Source organism: Kitasatospora sp. NPDC001119, assembly GCF_053598475.1.
Map to the genome: position 1 here is coordinate 21,766 of NZ_JBSFKI010000030.1, position 19,658 is coordinate 41,423.

General features: G+C 69.9%; 14 protein-coding genes and 2 pseudogenes. 4 read left to right on the forward strand and 12 right to left on the reverse strand.

The genetic code is table 11. The annotated features are described in order from the left end of the window. The first annotated feature begins 5 nt into the window (after nucleotides 1-5). Entirely contained in the window at nucleotides 6-7,571 is a 7,566-nt protein-coding gene (locus ACWDD9_RS31185) for a polymorphic toxin-type HINT domain-containing protein (protein ID WP_449813410.1), read from the forward strand. After that, the gene (locus ACWDD9_RS31190; protein WP_449813411.1) at nucleotides 7,568-8,158 is read left to right on the forward strand and encodes a hypothetical protein; all 591 of its coding nucleotides are present in this window, start codon (nucleotides 7,568-7,570) and stop codon (nucleotides 8,156-8,158) included. Before ACWDD9_RS31185 ends, ACWDD9_RS31190 begins: the two co-directional genes overlap by 4 nt. Nucleotides 8,159-8,419: 261 nt before the next feature. On the opposite strand, the gene ACWDD9_RS31195 is transcribed toward ACWDD9_RS31190, so the two are convergent. The 12 genes and pseudogenes from ACWDD9_RS31195 to ACWDD9_RS31250 form a co-directional block, all read right to left on the reverse strand. Continuing rightward, the gene (locus ACWDD9_RS31195) at nucleotides 8,420-8,833 is read right to left on the reverse strand and encodes an SsgA family sporulation/cell division regulator (protein ID WP_449813412.1); all 414 of its coding nucleotides are present in this window, start codon (nucleotides 8,831-8,833) and stop codon (nucleotides 8,420-8,422) included. A gap of 133 nt (nucleotides 8,834-8,966) precedes the next feature. Beyond that, a pseudogene (locus ACWDD9_RS31200) lies at nucleotides 8,967-10,045 on the reverse strand (tyrosine-type recombinase/integrase); the annotation flags it as partial. Beyond that, complete coding sequence (locus ACWDD9_RS31205; protein ID WP_449813413.1) at nucleotides 10,045-10,254, reverse strand: helix-turn-helix domain-containing protein; 210 nt, start codon at nucleotides 10,252-10,254, stop codon at nucleotides 10,045-10,047. The pseudogene ACWDD9_RS31200 and the gene ACWDD9_RS31205, both read right to left, overlap by 1 nt. Further along, nucleotides 10,254-10,640, reverse strand: a pseudogene (locus ACWDD9_RS31210) (replication initiator); the annotation flags it as partial. The gene ACWDD9_RS31205 and the pseudogene ACWDD9_RS31210, both read right to left, overlap by 1 nt. 542 nt (nucleotides 10,641-11,182) lie before the next feature. Continuing rightward, nucleotides 11,183-11,659: an NUDIX hydrolase gene (locus ACWDD9_RS31215; RefSeq protein WP_449813414.1), complete on the reverse strand. Its 477-nt coding sequence runs from the start codon at nucleotides 11,657-11,659 to the stop codon at nucleotides 11,183-11,185. Between the two features lie 7 nt (nucleotides 11,660-11,666). After that, a complete protein-coding gene (locus tag ACWDD9_RS31220; protein ID WP_449813415.1) occupies nucleotides 11,667-12,293 on the reverse strand; it encodes a dTMP kinase in 627 nt (208 codons plus the stop codon). Next, the gene (locus ACWDD9_RS31225) at nucleotides 12,290-13,804 is read right to left on the reverse strand and encodes a B12-binding domain-containing radical SAM protein (RefSeq protein WP_449813416.1); all 1,515 of its coding nucleotides are present in this window, start codon (nucleotides 13,802-13,804) and stop codon (nucleotides 12,290-12,292) included. The genes ACWDD9_RS31220 and ACWDD9_RS31225 overlap by 4 nt, the downstream gene beginning before the upstream one ends. Next, a complete protein-coding gene (locus ACWDD9_RS31230; protein WP_449813417.1) occupies nucleotides 13,758-14,615 on the reverse strand; it encodes a hypothetical protein in 858 nt (285 codons plus the stop codon). Before ACWDD9_RS31230 ends, ACWDD9_RS31225 begins: the two co-directional genes overlap by 47 nt. A gap of 114 nt (nucleotides 14,616-14,729) precedes the next feature. Beyond that, nucleotides 14,730-16,010 carry a hypothetical protein gene (locus ACWDD9_RS31235; RefSeq protein WP_449813418.1) on the reverse strand — a complete coding sequence of 427 codons (1,281 nt, stop codon included), beginning with the start codon at nucleotides 16,008-16,010 and terminating at the stop codon, nucleotides 14,730-14,732. A gap of 19 nt (nucleotides 16,011-16,029) precedes the next feature. Further along, nucleotides 16,030-16,302, reverse strand: a complete 273-nt coding sequence (locus ACWDD9_RS31240; protein WP_449813419.1) for a hypothetical protein — start codon at nucleotides 16,300-16,302, stop codon at nucleotides 16,030-16,032. Further along, on the reverse strand, nucleotides 16,299-17,249 hold the full coding sequence (locus ACWDD9_RS31245) for a hypothetical protein (protein WP_449813420.1): 951 nt from the start codon (nucleotides 17,247-17,249) through the stop codon (nucleotides 16,299-16,301). Before ACWDD9_RS31245 ends, ACWDD9_RS31240 begins: the two co-directional genes overlap by 4 nt. A 362-nt stretch (nucleotides 17,250-17,611) precedes the next feature. Then, entirely contained in the window at nucleotides 17,612-18,220 is a 609-nt protein-coding gene (locus ACWDD9_RS31250) for an ATP-binding protein (RefSeq protein ID WP_449813421.1), read from the reverse strand. 339 nt (nucleotides 18,221-18,559) lie between these two features. Between ACWDD9_RS31250 and ACWDD9_RS31255 the strand changes: the two genes are divergently transcribed. Together ACWDD9_RS31255 and ACWDD9_RS31260 are read left to right on the forward strand one after the other, a co-directional pair. Then, nucleotides 18,560-19,405 (forward strand): helix-turn-helix domain-containing protein, encoded by an 846-nt coding sequence (locus ACWDD9_RS31255; protein WP_380670789.1) that lies wholly within the window; start codon nucleotides 18,560-18,562, stop codon nucleotides 19,403-19,405. Further along, a complete protein-coding gene (locus tag ACWDD9_RS31260) occupies nucleotides 19,402-19,623 on the forward strand; it encodes a DUF397 domain-containing protein (protein ID WP_387968570.1) in 222 nt (73 codons plus the stop codon). Before ACWDD9_RS31255 ends, ACWDD9_RS31260 begins: the two co-directional genes overlap by 4 nt. Nucleotides 19,624-19,658: the final 35 nt, after the last annotated feature.

Here is a 19,658-nt window from a genome sequence, read left to right on the forward strand (position 1 = left end):
CACCGGTGAGCAGGCGCATAGCCGGCGCCGTGGTGCTGGCCCTGACCTCGTCGCTGCTGGGACCTGCCGTCTCCCAGGCCATCGCGGCGGAGCCCGACTTCACCCGGGTGTGGTCACCTCCCAACACCCCGCTGCCGCAGACCCCGTCGGTCAACGCCGCGCCGGCACCGAAGCCGTCCGAGACCGCTCCGCACTACCCCGTCCCGGCGGCTTCCAACACCGTCCCCGTCCGGACGCCCGTCGAGCAGAAGAGCGCAACGGCGGGCCTGACGAGCACGCCCTCACAGGCGGGAACACTCCCGGTCTGGGTCAGCGCCGCCGAGCAGGGCTCCGCCCCGGACGCGGTAACGGTCGTTCAAGCCGATACGAAGACCGCGGACGCCGCCCGGGTGAACGGCCTCCTGCTCTCACTGAGCGCCACCGCGCCCGCGGCCGGCGAACCGGCCCCGGCAGGCGACGGCGCGTCGAAGGCGGTCAAGGTCGCCGTCGATGTCGCGGCACTGGATGCGGCGAGCGGAACGGTCGGCGACTTCGCCTCCCGCGGCCGACTGGTCACGATGCCGTCGTGCGCGCTGACCACCCCGCAGGTGCCGTCCTGCCTGGTCCGCACACCGGTCACCACCACCTACGACCCCGCTTCGAAGCGCCTGGTCGCCGACCTGGAAATCCCGTCGGGCCACACCGGCACGCAGCCCGCGCCGGGGGCCGGTGGAGCGGTCAAGGCCGCGCTGTCCAGCACCTCGACGACAAACGCCCAAGCCGTGCTCCTCGGTGCGGAGACCGGCGCGTCCGGTGGCGGCGGGACGTACCAGGCCACCAGCCTGTCGAGCTCCTCCGCCTGGGCGGCCGGCAACTCCTCCGGCTCGCTCACCTACAACTACGGCGTCGATGTGCCGCCGGCGCTCGGCGACGCCGCACCGCAGGTGTCCCTCGGGTACAACTCCTCCTCGGTGGACGGGAAGACGTCGGCCACCAACGCCCAAGCGTCCTGGATCGGCGACGGCTGGGACTTCAACCCCGGCTTCATCGAACGCAGTTACACCCCGTGCGACAAGGACGGCATCGCCAAGTCCGGAGACCTGTGCTGGGGCGGGTTCAACGCCACTCTGTCCCTCGGATCACACGCCGGACCGCTGGTGCGCGAGTCGACAGCAGCGGCCTCGTCCGACGAGGCCACCGGTGTGTGGCATCTGAAGAACGACGACGGCACCCGGATCGAGTTCGGCGCGGACCCCGCCGGCGGCAACGGCACCTACAACGGCGCCTACGCCAAGGTCACCGACACCTCCGGCACGGTGTACTACTTCGGACTCAACCACCTGCCCGGTGGCGACAAGAGCGGCCCCGCCACCCAGTCCGCTTCCACCGTTCCGGTCTACACCCCCAACAACGGCGACCCGTGCTACGACGCCGCCAAGGGCAAGGCCTCCTGGTGCCAGATGTGGCAGCGCCTGTCCCTCGACTACGTCGTGGACGCCCACGGGAACCTGATCACCTACACCTGGGCGCCGGAGACGAACTACTACTCCCGCGGCGCCGGCCAGAACAGCGGCAACGGAACGCTGACGGCGTACACCCGGGCGAACACGCTCTCCCGCATCGACTACGGCCAGCGCCTCGCCGACCAGGTCACAGCGAAGGGGGCCCTCCAGCCCGCGGCCCGGATCGCCTTCAACACCGCCGAGCGCTGCCTCACCACCGGCTCCGCCTGCGACCCGGCGAACCGCACCGTCGCGAACAAGAACAACTGGCCCGACGTACCGGTGGACCAGGAATGCAAGGACACCGGCACCTGCACCGTCCCAGGCCCCACATACTTCACCACCAAGCGCCTGATGTCGGTCACCACCCAGGTCCGGGTCAACAACGCCTGGCAGGACGTCGACTCCTACGAGCTGACGCACTCCTTCCGCGACCCCAAGGACGTCACCAGCGACCCCAAGGACGCCCTCAGCCAGCGGGTCCTGTGGCTCGACTCGGTGCAGCGCACCGGCAAGACCGCCACACCGAACGTCAGCACCCCCGCGGTGTCCTTCGTCCCGGTCATGTTGGCCAACCGAGTCGACGGATCGGACCTCGTCCCGGCACCACCGCGGATGAACCGGCCGCGCATCCAGCAGATCCGCAACGAGACCGGAGGCGTCCTCAACGTCGACTACAACGAGCGCGACTGCTCCCGCGTCAACCATGTGATGCCGGCGGCCGAGGACGACAACACCCGCGCCTGCTTCCCGGTGCGCTGGTCCGTCCCCGGATCCATCGCCGGCGCGGACCCCGTCCTCGACTGGTTCAACCACTACACCGTCCGCTCGATCACCGAGAACGACTTCGCCACCGGCGCGCCCGCCAAGACCACCAGCTACGACTACGGCCCTGCGGCCTGGCACCGCGACGACAGCCAGTTCACCGACCCCAAAGCCCGTACCTGGAACGACTTCCGCGGCTTCGCCACGGTCACCGTCACCGTCGGCAGCGGCAACGACGGCCCCAAAACGCGGACCGTCACCACCTACCGGCAAGGCATGGACGGTGACGTCCTCAAGAACAACACCAAGCGGACCGCGCCCCGCCTCACCGATGCCCTCGGCCGAAGCGTCACCGACGTCGAATGGCTCTCCGGCCTACCCCTGCAGACCGAGACGATCGACCTGACGACCGGCAAGGCCATGGCACAGGTCGTCAACAGCGCGACCAGGGAGTGGACCACCGCGACCCAGCCGCGCGGCAACGGCCTTCCGGACCTCGTCGCCCGCTACCCGGCCACCGTCAACAGCACGACCAACCGCATCCGCAAGGCCGACGACACCTGGCGGACCACCACCCAGACCACCACCGGCGACGAGACCCACAGCAGCCGACCGATCACCTCGCTCGACCAGGCCGACGGCCTGCCGGACCTGTGCACCCGCACCGCATACGCCACCGGCCCGGACCTCCAGCGCACCGACCTGATCGCCGAGACCCTGACCGTCTCCGGCACTGACGCCTGCACCGCCCCGGCCACGGCAACCAACACCGTCTCCAGGGAGCGGGGTCTCTACGACGGCAAGCCCTACCAGCAGGCCGCCACGACCGCCGACCCAACGTCCAAGCAGGTCCTCGACCGCTACGACAGCACCGGCGCCCCCGTGTTCACGACCGTGAGCACCACCGCGTTCGACACCTACGGCCGGCCCCTCTCCGTCACCGACCCGAACAGCACCGACGCGCAGCACCCGAACGGTGCCACGAGCACGACGTCCTACGCCGCTCCCGCCGCGGGCGAACTGCCTGCCACCATCACCGTGTCGGCTCCCGCGCCCGGTTCCGGCAACGGCACCTGGGACACCGTCACCACGTTCGACAGCCGGCGGTCCCTGCCGCTGACGGTCAAGGACGCCAACGGCAAGACGACGACCGAGACCTACGACGCCCTCGGCCGCCTGACCGCGGTCTGGTATCCCGGCCGCACCCCGGCGCTCAAGCCGAACGCCAACCTGAAATTCGACTACAACGTCTCGAACACCACCGGCGTCCCGTCGACCACCACCTCCTCCACCCTTACGTCCGACATCGACACCCCCGTCTACACGCGACAGATCTCGCTGCTCGACGGCTTCGCCCGCACCCGCCAGACCCAGTCCACCCCGGCAGGCCCGGGCTACACCGGCCGGCTGATCACCGACACCCAGTACGACTCCCAAGGCCGGGCCTGGGCCTCCAGTACGCCCTGGTACGACAAGGCCTCCGGCCCCTCGACGACGCTGGTCAGCGCCCCAGACAGCGACATCCCGGCCCAGACGCGCCTGACCTTCGACAGCCTCGGCCGACAGGTCGCCTCGGCGTCCTGGTCCCTGGGCGTCCTCCAGTACCAGACCACCACCGCCTACCCCGACGCCGGTCGGATCGACGTCGTCCCCCCGCAGGGCGCCTGGCCCACCACCACCCTGTCCGACGCCCGCGGCCGCACCACCGAAGCGTGGCAGTACCGCACCGCCACCGCCACCGGACAGGCCTCCGACGCCGCCGTCACCCGCCGCACCTACACCCCGGCAGGCCAGATCGGCGGCATGACCGACGCCGCGGGCAATACCTGGACATACACCTACGACCTGCGCGGACGCCAGACCAGCGCTACTGACCCGGACACCGGAACGACAGGCCGCACCTACGACGGCGCGTCCCGGGTGTCCACCTCGACCGACGCCAGGGGGCAGGTCCTCACCTACACCTACGACCTGCTCGGGCGAAAGACCGGCCTCTACCAGGGCACGGCCACACCTGCCACGCAGCTCGCCGCGTGGACCTTCGACACGGTGATGAAGGGCAAACCCGCCTCGTCCACCCGCTACGTCGGCGGCAGCAACGGCGGCCAGGCCTACACGACGGCCGTCACCGGCTACGACAACGGCTACCGCCTGACCGGCACGACCCTGACCGTCCCCGGAACCGAAGCCGGCCTCGACTCCGGCACCTACACCTACGCCACCTCGACCGCCTATGACCAGGTCACCGGCAGCCCCAAGCTGACCACGCTGCCCGCCACCGGCGGACTCCCGCAGGACCGGCTGGCGTTCTCGTACAACGACTACGGCCAGATGTTCTCCTACGCCGGCGCCACCACCTACGACGTGCAGACCTCGTACGACGCCTACGGCCGCCCGCTGCGCTCGACCGTCAACCCGTGGGGAACCCAGGTCGTCGCCACCACCGACTACGACCAGGCCACCGGCCGCATCCGCGGCCAGTTCCTCGACAAGCAGACCTCCACCCTCGGAGCGGTCCAGCAGACCAACTACACCTACAACCCCGCAGGTTCGATCACCTCGATCACCGACATCCCCGACAACAACCCCACCGCGACCGACCGGCAGTGCTTCACCTACGACTACCTCGGCCGCCTCACCACCGCCTGGACCGACACCGGCGACATCACCACCCCGGACCCGCTCCAGCACAAGACCCTCGACCAGGGCGCCTGCGCCAACACCACACCCACCAGCGGGGCGGTGGCGCCGGCCAAGACCACCGTCGGCGGCGGCAACCCCTACTGGCAGGAGTACACCTACGACCTCACCGGCAACCGCACCTCCCTGATCCAGCGCGACCAGTACGGCGACCCCGCCAAGGACGTCACCACCACCCAGCAGTTCCCGGTCGCCGGCACGGTCAACACACCGACCACCGCGGCCACCACCGGCGGCGGCACCGGCGGCGCCCACGCCCTGCTCGGATCCACCGTCAAGACCGGCGCCACCACGACCGCCACCGGCGCCACCCAGTACGACGCGGCCGGCAACACCACCGCTATCCGCACCGGCGTCCCCGGCACCGGCACCTCCGCGCTGACCTGGAACAGCGAGGGCAAGCTCGCCTCCTACACCTCCCCCGCCCAGATCACCGGCAACGGCGGCACCTGCCTCACCACCGCCGGCGGCAGCAACGCCAACGGCACCAACCTGCAGATCAACACCTGCAACAACAGCGGCACCCAGCTCTACACCGTCGCCAACAGCAAGCTCGTCGTCCTCGACAAGTGCGTCCAGGCCATGGGCACCACCGCCGGGTCGGCCGTCCAGCTCCAGGCCTGCGACAACTCCGCCGCGCAGACCTGGAACGCCCGCCTCGACGGAACCATCCACAACCCCGCATCCAACCAGTGCCTCGCCATCCCCGGCGACGTCACCACCGCCAACACCGCCCTGGCCCTCGGCACCTGCGCCAGCACCGTCCCGGCCGGGCAGAAGTGGACCGTCCCCAACACCACCACCACCTACCTCTACGACGCCGACGGCAACCAGCTCATCCGCCGCAACCCCGGCCAGAACACCATCACCCTCGGCACCGACGAACTCACCGTCAACACGACGGCCAAGACCCAGACCGGCACCCGCTACTACCCCATCCCCGGCGGCCTCACCATCGTCCGCCAAGGCGCCGGCACCGCAGCCGGAACCTTCGTCGTCCAGGCAACCGACCACCACGGAACCGGCACCACCAGCATCGACCTGGCCACTACCGCCACCACCCGCCGCACCAGCGACCCCTTCGGCAACCCCCGCGGCAACCAACCCGCACCCGGAACCTGGCTCGGCACCAAGGGCTACATCGGCGGCACCAAGGACGACACCACCAACCTCACCAACCTCGGCGCCCGCCAATACCAACCCACCACCGGCCGCTTCATCAGCCCCGACCCCATCCTCGACCAGGCCAACCCACAACAGTGGAACGCCTACTCCTACAGCAACAACAACCCCGTCAACCTCAGCGACCCGAACGGACTGCGCCCCGACGGCTCAGCCGGCGGCTTCAGCAACAAACTCCCTGACGGGACCATGGAAATCTGGACACCCGACGGCGACGGCGGCTGGGACTGGGCCCGCGACGTCGTCCCCAACGGCTCCATGGCCTCGAAGAACGTGATCGTCGTCCACCAGAGAGTCAACTTCAACGCCAAACCCGTCAAGCGCCGCCCCCCTGTCGAATCCTCCTGGAGCTCGTACAAGCCCAAGGGCAACCCCACCTGGACCAAGGTCACCCAACTCGTAGCCGAATTCACCGGCATCGCCGACGCCATCGACTGCTACAACGGCTCGGCAATGGGCTGCCTCAACATGAGTCTCAACATGGTTGGCTACACCAAGGCCAAAATGCTCGAGCGAGGTCTAAGAACGGCGCTCACAGAAGCCCTCTCCGACGAACCACACCCAGCCACCCCACGTGGATGCAAAGAGGAGCCGAACAGCTTCCCGCCCGACACGCCAGTCGTCCTTGCCGACGGAACGACCAAGCCCATCAGCGAGGTTCAGTCCGGAGATGAGGTCATCGCAACAGACCCGGAGACCGGCACCACGAGTCCCGAAACCGTAACCGACACCATCATCGGATCGGACGACCACGACTTCACCGACCTCACAATCACCGACCCCTCCAACCCGTCCAAAACCTCCACCGTCACCTCTACTCAAAGGCATCCATACTGGAATGAAACCACCCAACACTGGACCAACGCCAACGACCTGAGAACTGGCGAACTCCTCCGAACCTCCGACGGCAAGACCATCCCCGTCCTCCAGGTCCGCAACTACCACACCAGCCCACGTCCGGCCTACAACCTCACCGTTGCCAACCTCCACACGTACTATGTGGTTGCGGGCGCGACGCCAGTCCTGGTTCACAATTGCGGTCCAGTGCTGTCCAACCGCTATCCGGAGCGACTTGAGGGCGAGATGGGTTTGATGAGACTGGTCGACGCCACTCCTCTGGAAGCTGGTTCTTCTGAGTTCGGCACGGCCATGGCCGGCAGTGGGCACTACATCTGGTCGGTCGATACGGGCGGTAAACTCAGAATAATTGAGGGCGGCTTCAACCATCCCGTACTCACACGAGGGGCTGATGTTGTCGGCGCTGGGAGCATCCAGGTTGCGAACGGGCGGGTCATACGCCTCGACAACAGGACAGGCCACTATCTTCCTTATGAAGATCAGGCGGCCCAGGCATTGCAAAATGGCGTGGACGCTTTTAGGAGTGCGGGCGTACATGTCCCAGATGACGTAACGTTTAATCTCGGAGGAGAACCGAGGCCGTGACGACCGAGCCACCAGACCTATACGATCAACTTTGCACTGTTAGCCCGGCAAACTATCGCACGTGGATATCCTCGCATATTCCCGAAGATACTCACCTTCAGACCTGGGGCGCAGTCAATGATTTACTGAAGACGGACGCAATATACGCGCTAGCCGATCCCAAAAATCACCCACGGGAGCATTTCGATCGCGCCGTCGAATTTGCGATCGCTGCGATTGAATCTGGAAGAGTTCCGGCATTCATGGGAATCAACTGGCTGGGCGTCTACGTCTCGACAGCCGATCGATTCGGCTGGGTCATCGAGCATCCGGAACTCGCTCCGGATAATCTTGGGCGCCGCATTCTAGCGCTTCTTTCGCCAGCGCGAATCGAGGTATTAAAATTTGCCGAGCATCTGCGCGTCGAAGGATGGCGGCAAGATTCCAGTCTCGGGCCAGATCGGGACACATGGTCTGCGATAAGATCTGTCCGACTGGAACTGGAATGGGCCGCGCCACGGATGAAGGATTCACGACTCGCAACCGCGGCGAAGGAATGGCTCGAACTCATATGGAATATTGAATTCTTGACCGATCGAACGAGCTAGCATCGTTCTAGCGCCAGATTACAGGGCGGCTTCTAGAACGCCGACGAGGATGTTGGATGCTGGCCCCACCGCGCGCGCGGTGGGGCCAGACTTTCGAGGAATGAACCGCACGGGCTCTGGCAGCTCCGGGCCCGGGCGACGGCACCACTGCGCCCCGCGCCACCTCTCCCTGGGCGTGTAGCCGCAGCGGAACTGCGGCGGCCTGACAAGCCATGCCTGTCGACAACCGTGTCCGCAAATGGCCCGTTTTCACACCTGCGGTCAGCTGACAGGGCGCGATGCCGGCGACGGGGCGCTGCTGTGGATGGTCGCGGCGAAGTCGTCGAACGCGGTGGCGACGTGGGTGTGCTCCCGACCCGGTGCCACGATCTTGCGCGTAGCGGTGATGAACTCCTCGAGGTCGCTCCACGGAATTGTGAGGTCGGCGTGGCCTTGGGGTGAGTCCAGGCTCAGGTGCACCCTGCGGTCGTCGTTGGAGCCGAACAGCTCGTGCGGGTCGCTCCAGATCCGAACGTCGCCGGTGCCGGCTGGGCCAGTGAGGCCGTCGGCGACGAGGTCACGGGCAACGTGCCAGGTAGTAGATTCTGCTGGAAACCCGATCGGCGCGCCAGTAATGAGTGGAGAGACTGGGTCCTGGAGGGAGATTGTGGATTTCCTTGCGGATTCTCCGAACATCACAAACCTCCGCAGCGGTCCTATTGCGCAGCCACGCATTTTGAGTCAGAGATTGCATGGGCGATGCGGAACCACCCTGATGTGACGAGTGCGGACGTGGTAATCAACAACCCGAAGGGTGTGTGCCCTGCTCCGTTTGCCTCAGGTCGTGGAAGCGGATCTGGCGGAGGTGTGCGCGGCGAAGGAGTGCGTTGAAGTGGCGGGTGAGGGCGGCGGGTTCGATGAGGTGGCCGTCGGTCCGGGTGAAGACGTGGCCGTTGTTCACCCAGCCCGCGCTGGCCTTCTCCTTCTCCTGGGCTTGCTGCCCCCGGTGGGCGCGGAGTGCGAGGAGACAGGGGGCCGGGAGGGCGATGCGGCGTTCGGAGCTGACTGTTCTTGGTGGGGAGGGTGGTCAGGCCGCCGGTGCGGGTGCGCTGGAGGGTGCGGCGGATGCTGGCGGTGCCGCCTCCGTGGTCGATGTCTTCCCATCGCAGACCGAGGAGTCTGCCCTTGCGTAGTCTGGTGCGGAGGGCGAGTTCGAACAGTGCGTGGAGGTGGTGGCCCTGGGCGGCGGTGAGGAGGGTGCGGGCTTCGTCGGCGGTGAGGGTTCGAAGCGGCGGGGTCGGGGTGTGCCGGTGCGGACGTTGCGGGCGACGTTGCGCGGGATCTCTTCCTCCCGGACGGCGTGCTCCAGGGCGGATTTGAGTACGGAGTGGATGTAGGCGAGGGTCAGCGGGGAGAGCCGCTTGCCGCAGCACGTTCCGGTGGCACAGCAGCGGGGCTGGTCGCGGGCGGCATCGAGGCCGCGGGCGCAGCACTGGCAGGTGGTGCGGAGCTGGTTGAGCCATGTGCGGACATCCTTGGCCGAGAGTTTGGCGAGCTTCTTCTTGCCGAGGCCGGGGATGAGGTAGCGGTTCGTGCAGGCGGTGTAGCGGGTGTGGGTGTTCTCGCGGGGACGGCGACGTTCTTCAGCCAGTACGTCAGGAAGGCCCCGAGGCTTCCCTGGGCGGAGACCACGGGGACGCCGCGGTTGCTGGTGGCGATCTTCTCGGTGAGCTTGGCGAGGGCTTCCTTGCGGGTGATGCCGTAGACGCGGACGCGCTTGCGGGTGTCGCCGGGGGTGAGGACGTATCCGGCGGCTTCCCAGCGGCTGTCCTGTCGCTGGTAGCCGGTGCCGTCACCGTTTGTACGGCTGCGGCGGGAGGGGGCGGGGGCGTCGCGGGGTGTGGTCATCAGGCGGCTTCCTGTTCGAGTCGGGTGCGGATGAAGTCGGTGAGCGCGTGGGTGGGGATGCGGCGGGCGCGGCCGAGGGTGATGGAGGCGAGCTGCCGGGTGCGGAGCAGGTCGTAGACGGCGGAGCGGCCGAGTTGGAGGCGGGCCATGACCTGGGGGGCCGTCAGCAGGTCTTCGCCCGTGCTCGGAACCGTGAGCAGTGTGGTCATCAGCAGCCGCCCTCTGCGGTGAACTGCCGTTCCAGTTCTCTGCGGTGCCAGACGGCGGCGGCGAGGAGTTGCGCGCCGGGGCTGTAGCCCGAGCCGTGGTAGGCCCAGTGGCTGATGACGAGGGTTGTGCTCGGGTCGAGTTCGGGCAGGCCGGCGTGTGCGCGGGCCTGTTCGGTGCGCCAGGTGCGGCGGTCGTCGCGCAGTTGGCCGAGGGTGACGGAGTAGCAGCGGGACTTGGTGGAGAAGTGGCCGCGGAAGCCGAGCATGTGTGCCCACTTCCAGAGCTTGAGGTCGGCTAACCCCGGGCGCTTGCCGTGTTCCCAGCAGGTGCGGATCATCTGCCGCACGTGGCGTTCGACGGCGAGGCGGGGCAGGGGCCGGGCCTGGGCTCGGTGGCCACCGAAAGCCGGTGGGCCGAGGGCTCTGTCCGTCGACATACTGGGGCGACCGTCCCGCTGCCGGAGGAGATGCGTCCGTGGAGGTGTCGCAGTTCACCGCGTTGGTGACCGGCCCCGGGGAGGTGGGGCCGAATGCCCTGCGGGCCGTCAGGGCGGGGACCGGGCTGAGTCTGTGGCACAGCAAGCTGCTTCTGGGCAGCGCCCCTGTGGTGGTTCTGGAGGAGGTCCCGTTCGACACGGCGGTCGGTGCGGTCCGGCGGCTGAGGGAGGCGGGTGTGCCTGCGGCCGTACGCTGCACCTGGTGTGACAGGACCGTGTCCGGGGATGAGACGCCGCTCGATCCGGGACCCTGTGCGTCGCGCTACTGGCCGACTGCCCATTGCCTGGCGAACTCCCTCACCAGTTGTGACTGCGGGTTCTGTGGCACCTACGGGCACACCCGCCTCACCCTCTGAACCCCCGGCGCCCCTGGGGGTGGCGATGGGCAGAGGGCGAGGACGGGTGTGCCAAGGAATTCGAGCGGCCGGCTGTCACGCAGGCGGCCAGCCGTGGTGGGCCAGGCCGCCGGGGTCGGTGAGGGTGCCGTGGATGCCGGCGGCGGGGTAGGGGATGAGGTCGTCGGGCAGGTCGTCCTCGGTGAACCAGCGCAGGTCCAGGCACTTCTCGGGTTCGCGGTTGACGGGCTCCCCCTCCCACTCGGTGGCGAGGTAGAACAGGCCGAGGCGCAGGGTCGCGGGGTCTTGGTGGTGTAGGACGGTGTAGGCGAGGCGGAGGCGGGCCGGGTCGGTCGTGATGCCGGTCTCCTCCGCCAGTTCGCGGGCGGCGCCGTGGGCGGGCTTCTCGCCGGGATCGAGTTTGCCGCTGGGGGCGTGCCACTGGCCGTAGCCGTAGGGGCCGCCGCGCTGGGAGAGCAGGATCTTGCCGTCCGGGGTGCGCAGGACGACGTGGACGTCCACGATCGGGAGCGGGGCGGACGCGGTGGCGGGGCTGGTGTCGCTGGTGCTCATGTTCTCTCTAACTGCCGTACGGGGTTTTGGTGTTGATCGTCCGGTGCGGTACCGCTTCCAGGATGGCCTGTGCGGTCTGCTCGGGGGACAGGTGGGTGGTGTCCACGGTGTGGAGGCGGTAGCCGAGCCGTTCGAGGACGGGGACGGCCTCCTGGTAGAGCCGCAGTTCGCGGGCGGTGGCGGCGGCGTCGAGTTCGAAGCGGTGGCGGGTGCCGCGGTGGGAGAGGCGGCGCTGCACGGTGTCGGGGTCGGCGGTGAGGAGGACGGCGAGGTCGGGGACGTCGGCGCCCTGGTTGACGGTGAGGAGGAAGTCGGTGTCGACGCCGTCGGCGCGCTGGAGGACGAGGGTGGAGGGCAGGTAGCGGTCCAGCAGCACGGTGGTGCCGGCGGCGCGGCGGGGGCGGAGGTCGGTGTCGAGCTGGTGGAGGCGGTCGGCGGCGACGGCCAGGGCGAGGGCGCGGCCGCGCATCGTCGCGGCGGCGGCGCGTACGGCCTGGCCGTACGGGGTGGCGGAGGGGCCGGTGGCGGTGTGGACGGTGTGTCCGGCCTCCCGCAGGGCGCGGGCGGTGGCGGCGACGGCGGTGGACTTGCCCAGACCGCTGGGCCCGTCCACGGTGAGCAGCAGGCCGTTCACGCGGTCACCTCCCGGCGGGCCGCGGTGGCGGTGTTGCGGTGGTGCTGTTCGCGGGAGATGTCGGCGAGCCAGTCGTACAGCTGGGTGAGGGGGACGTGGCCGAACTGTTGGCCGGTGGCGAAGTTGAACTCGTCGCGGTCGCGCATGGCCTCGTCGGCGCCGTGTCCGGTGAGGTCGACATCCTGGTAGGTCTGCAGGGCCTCGGGGTCCCAGCCCTGGCGGACGAGGTCGGCGAAGACGGGTGATCCGGGGTAGGGGCGGAAGGTGAACGCGGAGGCGCGGAAGGTGCCGGGCAGGCGGTCGGACAGGGCCCAGAGTGCGCGGATGTGGGCGAGGGTGGCGAGGGCGTCGTCCCTGGTCTCGCCGGGGTAGCCGAGGATGAAGTACCCCTTCACGCCGATGCCCTTCTCCAGCAGGCGGCGGGCGACGGTGAGGGTCATCGCGGGGGTGATCCGCTTGTCCATGGCCTCCAGGACTCGGGCGGAGCCGGATTCGATGCCGAGCGCGACCTCGCGCAGTCCGTTGGCGCGCAGCCGTTCCAGGACGGTGTCGCTTTCGCGGTCGAGGACGTTGATGCGGCCGGTGGCGTCCCACACGTACCTCTCGCCGACGCGTTCGGCGGCGAAGGCGTCCAGGGCGGGGTGGATGACGCGGCGGGCGCCGAGGAAGAGGTCGTCCACCGCGCGGAAGGCGGTGCAGCCGAGGTCGGCGTGGAGCCGGTGCATCTCGGCGATGATGTTCTCGGGGGTGCGGGTGCGGATGCTGACCTCGGGGTTCATGGAGGCGGCGGCGCCGCAGAACCCGCACTCGTAGGGGCAGCCGCGCGAGCACACCAGGTTGGCCTCGATGCGGCCGTCGGCCGCCCGGTGCGGGTCCTGGGTGAGGAAGCGGCGGTCGAGGGCGAGGGCGTTGATGTCGGGGGCGAGCCAGCGGGCGGTGTCGCCGCGTTGCGGGATGCCGCAGGCGGTGGTGGAGAGCAGGCGGTCGCGCCACATCACCTTCGGCAGTTCGCGGCGCCGGTCGACGTCCCCGAGCAGGGCGGTGACCCGGGTCTCGCCCTCGCCGATCACCAGGGCCTCCAGGCGGGCGAAGCGCGGGTCGTCCAGGACGCGCCGCGGGTCGGCCTTGGCGTGGTGGCCGCCGACCATCAGCGCGATCGCCGGGTCCAGGGCGGCGGCGATCCGCGCCGTCAGTTCATAGGTCGGGGCGAGGAGGTTGAACGCGGCCCAGCGTGGCCGCAGCGCGTTGACGGTGTCGATGGTGCGCCGGACGCCGAGTCCGTGGGCCTCGGCGTCCAGGATCCCGACGTTGAAGCCGTGCGCGGCGGCGTGGGTGGCGATGTAGCCCATGCCGAGGACCGGCAGCGTGTAGTCGTTGACGCGCGGGCGCAGGCCGTAGTCGCGCAGCGGGGCGTTGACGAACAGGCAGTCGAGGGAGCGGTGCGGGTCGGCTCCGGCGACCAGGTCACGGGCGGTGCGGGTCTGTTCCTCCGAGCTGATCGGTGCGGGCATGGGCCCCCCAGGTGAGTGTCGACAGGGTGAGGGTGTGCAGGTGGCGCGGCTCGTGGCCGGCCAGGTGGTGCCAGTGCGCGCCGAACAGGGCCTCGGTCTTCTTCGGCTTGTCGGCGGCGGGCCAGGGGTGGTCGGGGGCGATGCGGGCGGCCCAGGTGCGGACCGCGAGGTCGGCGTGCGGGTACACGGAGAAGTCGCCGGTGAAGTCGGCGGCGGCCGCGGCCGCCGTCCAGGGCCCGATCCGCGGCACGGCGACGAGCGCGGCGGCCAGGGCCGGGGCGTCCAGCTGCTCCCAGTGGGTGCGGTGCTCCTGGTAGGCGCCGGCGGCCGCGCGCAGGGCGGTGCGGTGGAACGTGGTGCCGACGGCGGCGAACTGTTCGTCGGTCAGGGCGAGGACAGTTTCGGGCGTTGGTGCGGTGCGGAGGGCTGGGTCGGTGCCCGGCAGTTCGGTGCCGTGGGTCGCGCACCAGCCGCGGTAGAGGCGGCGGGCCTGGTCGGCGCGGACGACCTGGCGCAGGACGGCGGTGGTGATCGCGTCCCACAGCCACGGGTTGGCCACGCGCACGCTCGGCCCGAGGCCGCGCAGGCCGGTGAGGAGGGCGGCCGGGACGGTGCCGGGCAGTGACGCCGGGTCGGTGGTGACGAGGGCGGGCTTGGTGTCCTCCGTTCCCTCCACGCAGGCCAGGTCGAGGCCGTCGGGGGTGAGGGTGGCCAGCCAGCGGCCGTCGGCGGTGCGCAGAGGACGCTGCCGGTGGCCGCTGGCGGGGTTTTCCTGCCAGGCGGGGTGGTCGGTCGTCAGGACGGTGTGCACGGGACGCTCCTTGCCTCGGGTGCCGAAGTGGCCGCCCCAGCTTGCCAACTCCGGGCGGGTGCCGGGGCCGGTTCGGCCGGGAACGGTGGCCCGGGGTGCCGGGCCGGGTGCCGTTCAGAGGCGCCCGGGCAGGAGGTCGATCACGCCGGTGGCGGCGAGGCTTCGGTAGAGCGCCTGGTGCTCGGCGTCGGTCATCCGGCGTGAGTGCACCGGCGCCTCGCCGCCGACGGGCACGGTCCAGGCGGCGACCAACGGGATCAGGTCGGTGGCGGGATGGGCGGCGGTGTACGGGCCGCGCAGTACGAGGGTGGTGGTGCCGGGCAGCACGACGGCCCGGTGCGCGAGCGTGGGCGCCAGGGTGTAGGCACTGCCGGGGAGCTCGGTGGTCGTGACGGCCGGGCGCAGGCCGCGGGAGCTGAACGGTCCGTCGGCGCGGCCGCCGGTGTGCAGGAAGACGGTGTGGAGGCAGCCGCCGGTCAGGACCCGGGCGGCGAACGGGTAGGCGTGGTCGTGCGGGAGCAGCTGGTTGCCGGGACGCGGGTTGGCGTTGAGGCGGATTTCGTACCCGAGGTCGTCCGCCTTGGACAGGACGAGCCGGTCCAGTGGCGGGGTGGTGCGGGAGGCCTCGTACCGTTCGGGGGCGAGGACGGTGGTGGTGACCAGGTAGGACAGGCGGCCGCGGTCGGCGGCGAGGCGGTGGAGGACGCCGGACTGGGCGTGGATCCGCGGCAGGTCGGCGGCGCGCAGATCGGGGACGTCCTCCAGGCCGGGCCCGGCGGTCCGCCCCGCACCGGTCGGGCGGCTTCTGGTCAGACGGGCACGGGCGTCGTCGGCGGCGGCCCGGTACTCGCCGGGGTTCAGCGGCGCGGTGCCCGGGACATCGGCCGGGACGTGGGACGCGACGAGCTGCGCACTGTCGGGGCAGCCCGTGAGCCGGACCGTGGCACCGGTGTGGAGGAGGCAGAGCTGGCCGGCGTCCAGGGTGCGCAGGTACTGCGGCCGGTCGTGGTCGACGTCGTCCCGGTCGCGGTAGAGGGCGAGGTCCAGGACGCCGACGAGTGGGAGGACGGTGGCGGCTCGGTCGGAGGGCCGGGGCTCGGCGTCGGCGGTGCCGTCGGGCAGGCGCAGGTGGATCGCCGGGTGGCCGTCGCGGGGCGCGGCGAGCAGGAGCATGGTGTGGCCGGGGGCGGTGTGGGAGCCGGCGGCGAGGGCAAGGGGGTTGGCTTGGTTGAGCAGGTGCAGGGCCAGCTCGGTGGCGGGGGCGAGCCAGGCGTCGGTGACCAGGCGCTCGGGGCGGTCGGCCAGGGTGTTCGGGTCCAGGTCGGCCAAGCCGGCCAGGTTGCCGAGGTCGGCCAGGTTGGTGAGGTCGGTGCTCTGCGACGGGGCCATGGGCATGGTGGTGGTGTCCTCGTGTTCAGTGGGGGGCCGGCCGATGGGGGCGCTGCCCGGCGGGTTCGGGCTCAGGCTCGGGCAGGACAGCCCGGGCGCGTTCGCGGGCGGTGCCCCGGCGTTCGGGCAGGGCGTTGACGGCGGCCGCGACCTCGATCGCGTTGAGGTCGGTGACCAGGTGACTCAAGGCCAGGGCCTCGGGCTCGGTGATCTCCTCGGTGACGTGGTGGCCGCACCGCACGACCCGGGGCTCGTGGACTTCCGGCAGCGGGAGGGCGTTCGCGCGGGCGGCCGTCATCGCGGTCCCCAGTTCCACGGGGCGGGGTGGGCGCCGCGCAGGCACGCGATGCGGTGGGCGGCCTGCCGGCGGGCGCCGGGGTCGAGCCGGGCGCGGCGGACCGTGTCCATGACCGCGGTGAGGACGACGGTGTCGCGTACGGTCTGGTAGCCGGACCAGGCGCCGATGTAGGGGTGGGCCACGGCGTGGTCTTCGCGTTCGTAGGAGAGGTAGGTGTCGGCGTAGGTCCGGTGGTCCTGACGCGGGCCGGCGAGCAGTTCGGACCGCCAGCGGGCGGCGACGAGGTCCCACTCGCGGTGGCCGCGGGTCAGCGGGCGGCGCAGGAGGAGTCCGACGTGGGTGCCGTCGTCGTGGACGGGGACCATGCCGAGGGCTCCGAGGACGACGGTGTCCGGGGTTGGCCAGTCGAGGTAGCCCCACTCCTCGCGCAGCTGGGCCGCGCGTTCGCGCAGGAACCGGCGGGCGGTCTCGTCCAGCGGGGTGTCGTCCAGGCCGTCCAGCAGGGAGGCGAACGGGTCGTGCTCCCGCAGCCAGGACGCCGTCCCGGGGTCGATGCGATGGGTGAGGGCGGTCACCCACGCGGACAGGGAAGTGTCGGTGCTCGGCCTCCCGGGGTTCTGCCAGAAGGTCACGGCCCGGCCGTCGGCGGCCGCGCGGACCTCGGTGTAGTACGGGCAGACGACGGGCAGCCGGTGCTGCCGGAGGAACTGCGCACCTCTGACCAGGGCCCAGGCTTCGTCCAGGTCGGGGTGGACGATGGCGAGTGCGTGGGAGTCGGGCAGCGACCACAGGTGGTTCGGGCTGTCGCTGACCAGCTCGGCTTTCGCGGGGTCGTCGCCGGTGGCCACACAGGCCTGCGTCAGGGCCTCGTAGGAGGCCGCGATGTCCAGTCTGCGGGCGGGGCTGACGGTCTTGAGCAGCGTCTTGGTGCGGGTTCCGACGCTCACGGCACAGTCCTCGAATACGAACGAATCGGATGGATGGGGGGAGGGGACTCTGCCCAGGGACGGTTCGGCCCCTGTGCGGGCCCGGCCGGGTTCTCACGGCCGGGCCCGCACACCGGGTGGCACCGTCTGCGGGAACGGCGCCATCCAGAGCCACAGGGCCCACCCCTCATGCGGGGCCCTGCGGGTGTCCGGGCCTGCACTCTCCCGGTTGCAGTGAGGAACGTGGCCTTGGACGCGGTGAGCGTGCGCGCCCCATGCAGGCGGGGCGGTGCTCTTCCGCCACCCGCCGCCGCGGCGTTCCCGGGGCGGGTGTTCCGGAGTCCGGTGGCAACACGTGCCACCGGAGGCCTACGAGGCGCCGGTCACGCCGGTATTCGGTCGGGCGCCGGCTGCCCAGGCGGCCGGCCCACGGCGGGCCGAGGCCGGAACTCCCGCAGGAGTGCGTCCGCGCGTGGCGCCGCGACCCGCAGGCTGACCTGCTCGCCCACGGCGGCCGCCGGACGCACCTGCTCGGGAAGCCCGATCTCCGCCCAGATCTCCTTGCCGCCCTGGGGGAGCTCCTCGACGCCGAACCGGGATACGACCGCCGTGACCAGCATCAGCCCGCGGCCGCAGGTCGCCTCGTTGGTGGCCGACCGGTACTCGGGGCGGCCGAGCCCCGGGTCGGTCACGGACACCCGCAGCACACTCATGTCATATCGCAGGCAGGCGGTCAGCATCACGTCCGGCCGCTCGCCGCCACAGCCGTGCACGACGGCGTTCGTGCCGAGTTCGCTCAGCACGAGCTGCACATCGTCCAGCACGGTGTCCTGCTGACGACCGTCCAGGCCGAGCGTCGGCAGCACCGTCCTCGCCCAGCGGCGGAGATCGCCGATCCGCTCCCGTTCGGCAGGGAACTCGATGTCGGCCGTGAGGCGGGTGTCCGGCCCCCGGGCCTCGTCGGCGGAGCTTTCACTGTTTGCGGCATACACGGCATACCTCCGCTGGGAGCCACCCGTCGAGGCTCTCGGCAGGTGTTCGGGGAAGCGGTCAACCGACCGCACGACGCGGCAAGGTGTCTCGCTCGCCGTCGTTCTACGCGTGCTCAGGCGTTACGGCCGCCGGTCACTCACCGAAGGCGTGCCCCTGCGGTCCGTGACATTGAGCATGGCGGCTGATCCCTCGTCAGTGCAAGCCCATCCGCGAAATTTATGAATTCTCATTTGGTGATGAGAGTTGCTGCCATGTCGAGCAGGGAGCTGCTGGCGACCCACGCGACTGACGGGGCACACTGGCCACCCAGGCCTGGATAGCGAGAATTGGGGGTACCCATGGCGGAAGCCACGGTTCGGCAGCGCCAACTCGGCCGCCAGCTCCGTACGATCAGAGAGACGCGACACCTCACGCTGGAGGACGTCGAGCAGGCCACGGGCATCACCAGCGCGAAGTTGTCACGGATAGAGCTGGCCAGGTCGGCTGCCAAGCCGGCCGACGTCCGGGTGCTGGCTCAGATGTACGAGTGCGACGAGCAGCTTGTCGAGTCGCTTGTGGCAGTCGCCCGAGACGGGAAGAAGCGCGGGTGGTGGCTCAACTACGGGGAGGTCCTGTCGCCATGGCTGGCCGACCAGATCAGCCTGGAGGAAGACGCCACCACGTTCCGGACCTACCAGGTACAGCTCATCCCGGGCCTGTTCCAGACGGCGGGTTACGCTCGCGCGGTCCACAGCCGGCTGGCGATCGGGGCGACTTCGGAGGACGTGGAGGCGCGCGTCCGGATCCGAAGGGAACGTCAGGCCATCCTCACCCAGCCCAAGCCGGTGGAGATGCAGGCGGTCATCCACGAGACAGCGATTCGCAGTCTGGTCGGGGGCGCTCAGACGATGCGCGAACAGTTGGAGAAGCTGCTTGAGCTCGCGGTGCTTCCCAACATCACCATCCAGGTGATGCCGTCGGAGACCGGTGTCCACCAGGGCATGAACGGCCCGTTCTCCGTCCTCGGTTTCCCCAACGGCAATCTCGACGTAGTGCTGCTCGAGGGGCTGCTGACCAGTGAGTGGGTCGAGGAACCCGAGCGCGTCACCGTCTTCGACCGAGCGTTCCGCGACATCGTCGCCGAGGCCTGGTCACTCGACCAGTCGCTTGAGTTCATCACCGCACAGAAAGACAGGCTGAAGTGACATTCGTCCCCAACTCCACCATCCTGACGGTCAGGTGGAAGAAGAGCACTCACAGCGGCGGCAACGGCGACTGCCTTGAGATGGCCACCAGCGGAGACATCCGATACGTCCGCGACTCGAAGGACCCCGCAGGCCCCGCGCTAGCCTTCAGCGCTGCAGCCCATAGCTCCTTCATCGCTGCCGCGGCAACCGGCATGTTCGACTTCGATCTCATCTGACCCACGCAGCACCATGGTCCGGCGCGGGAGGTACG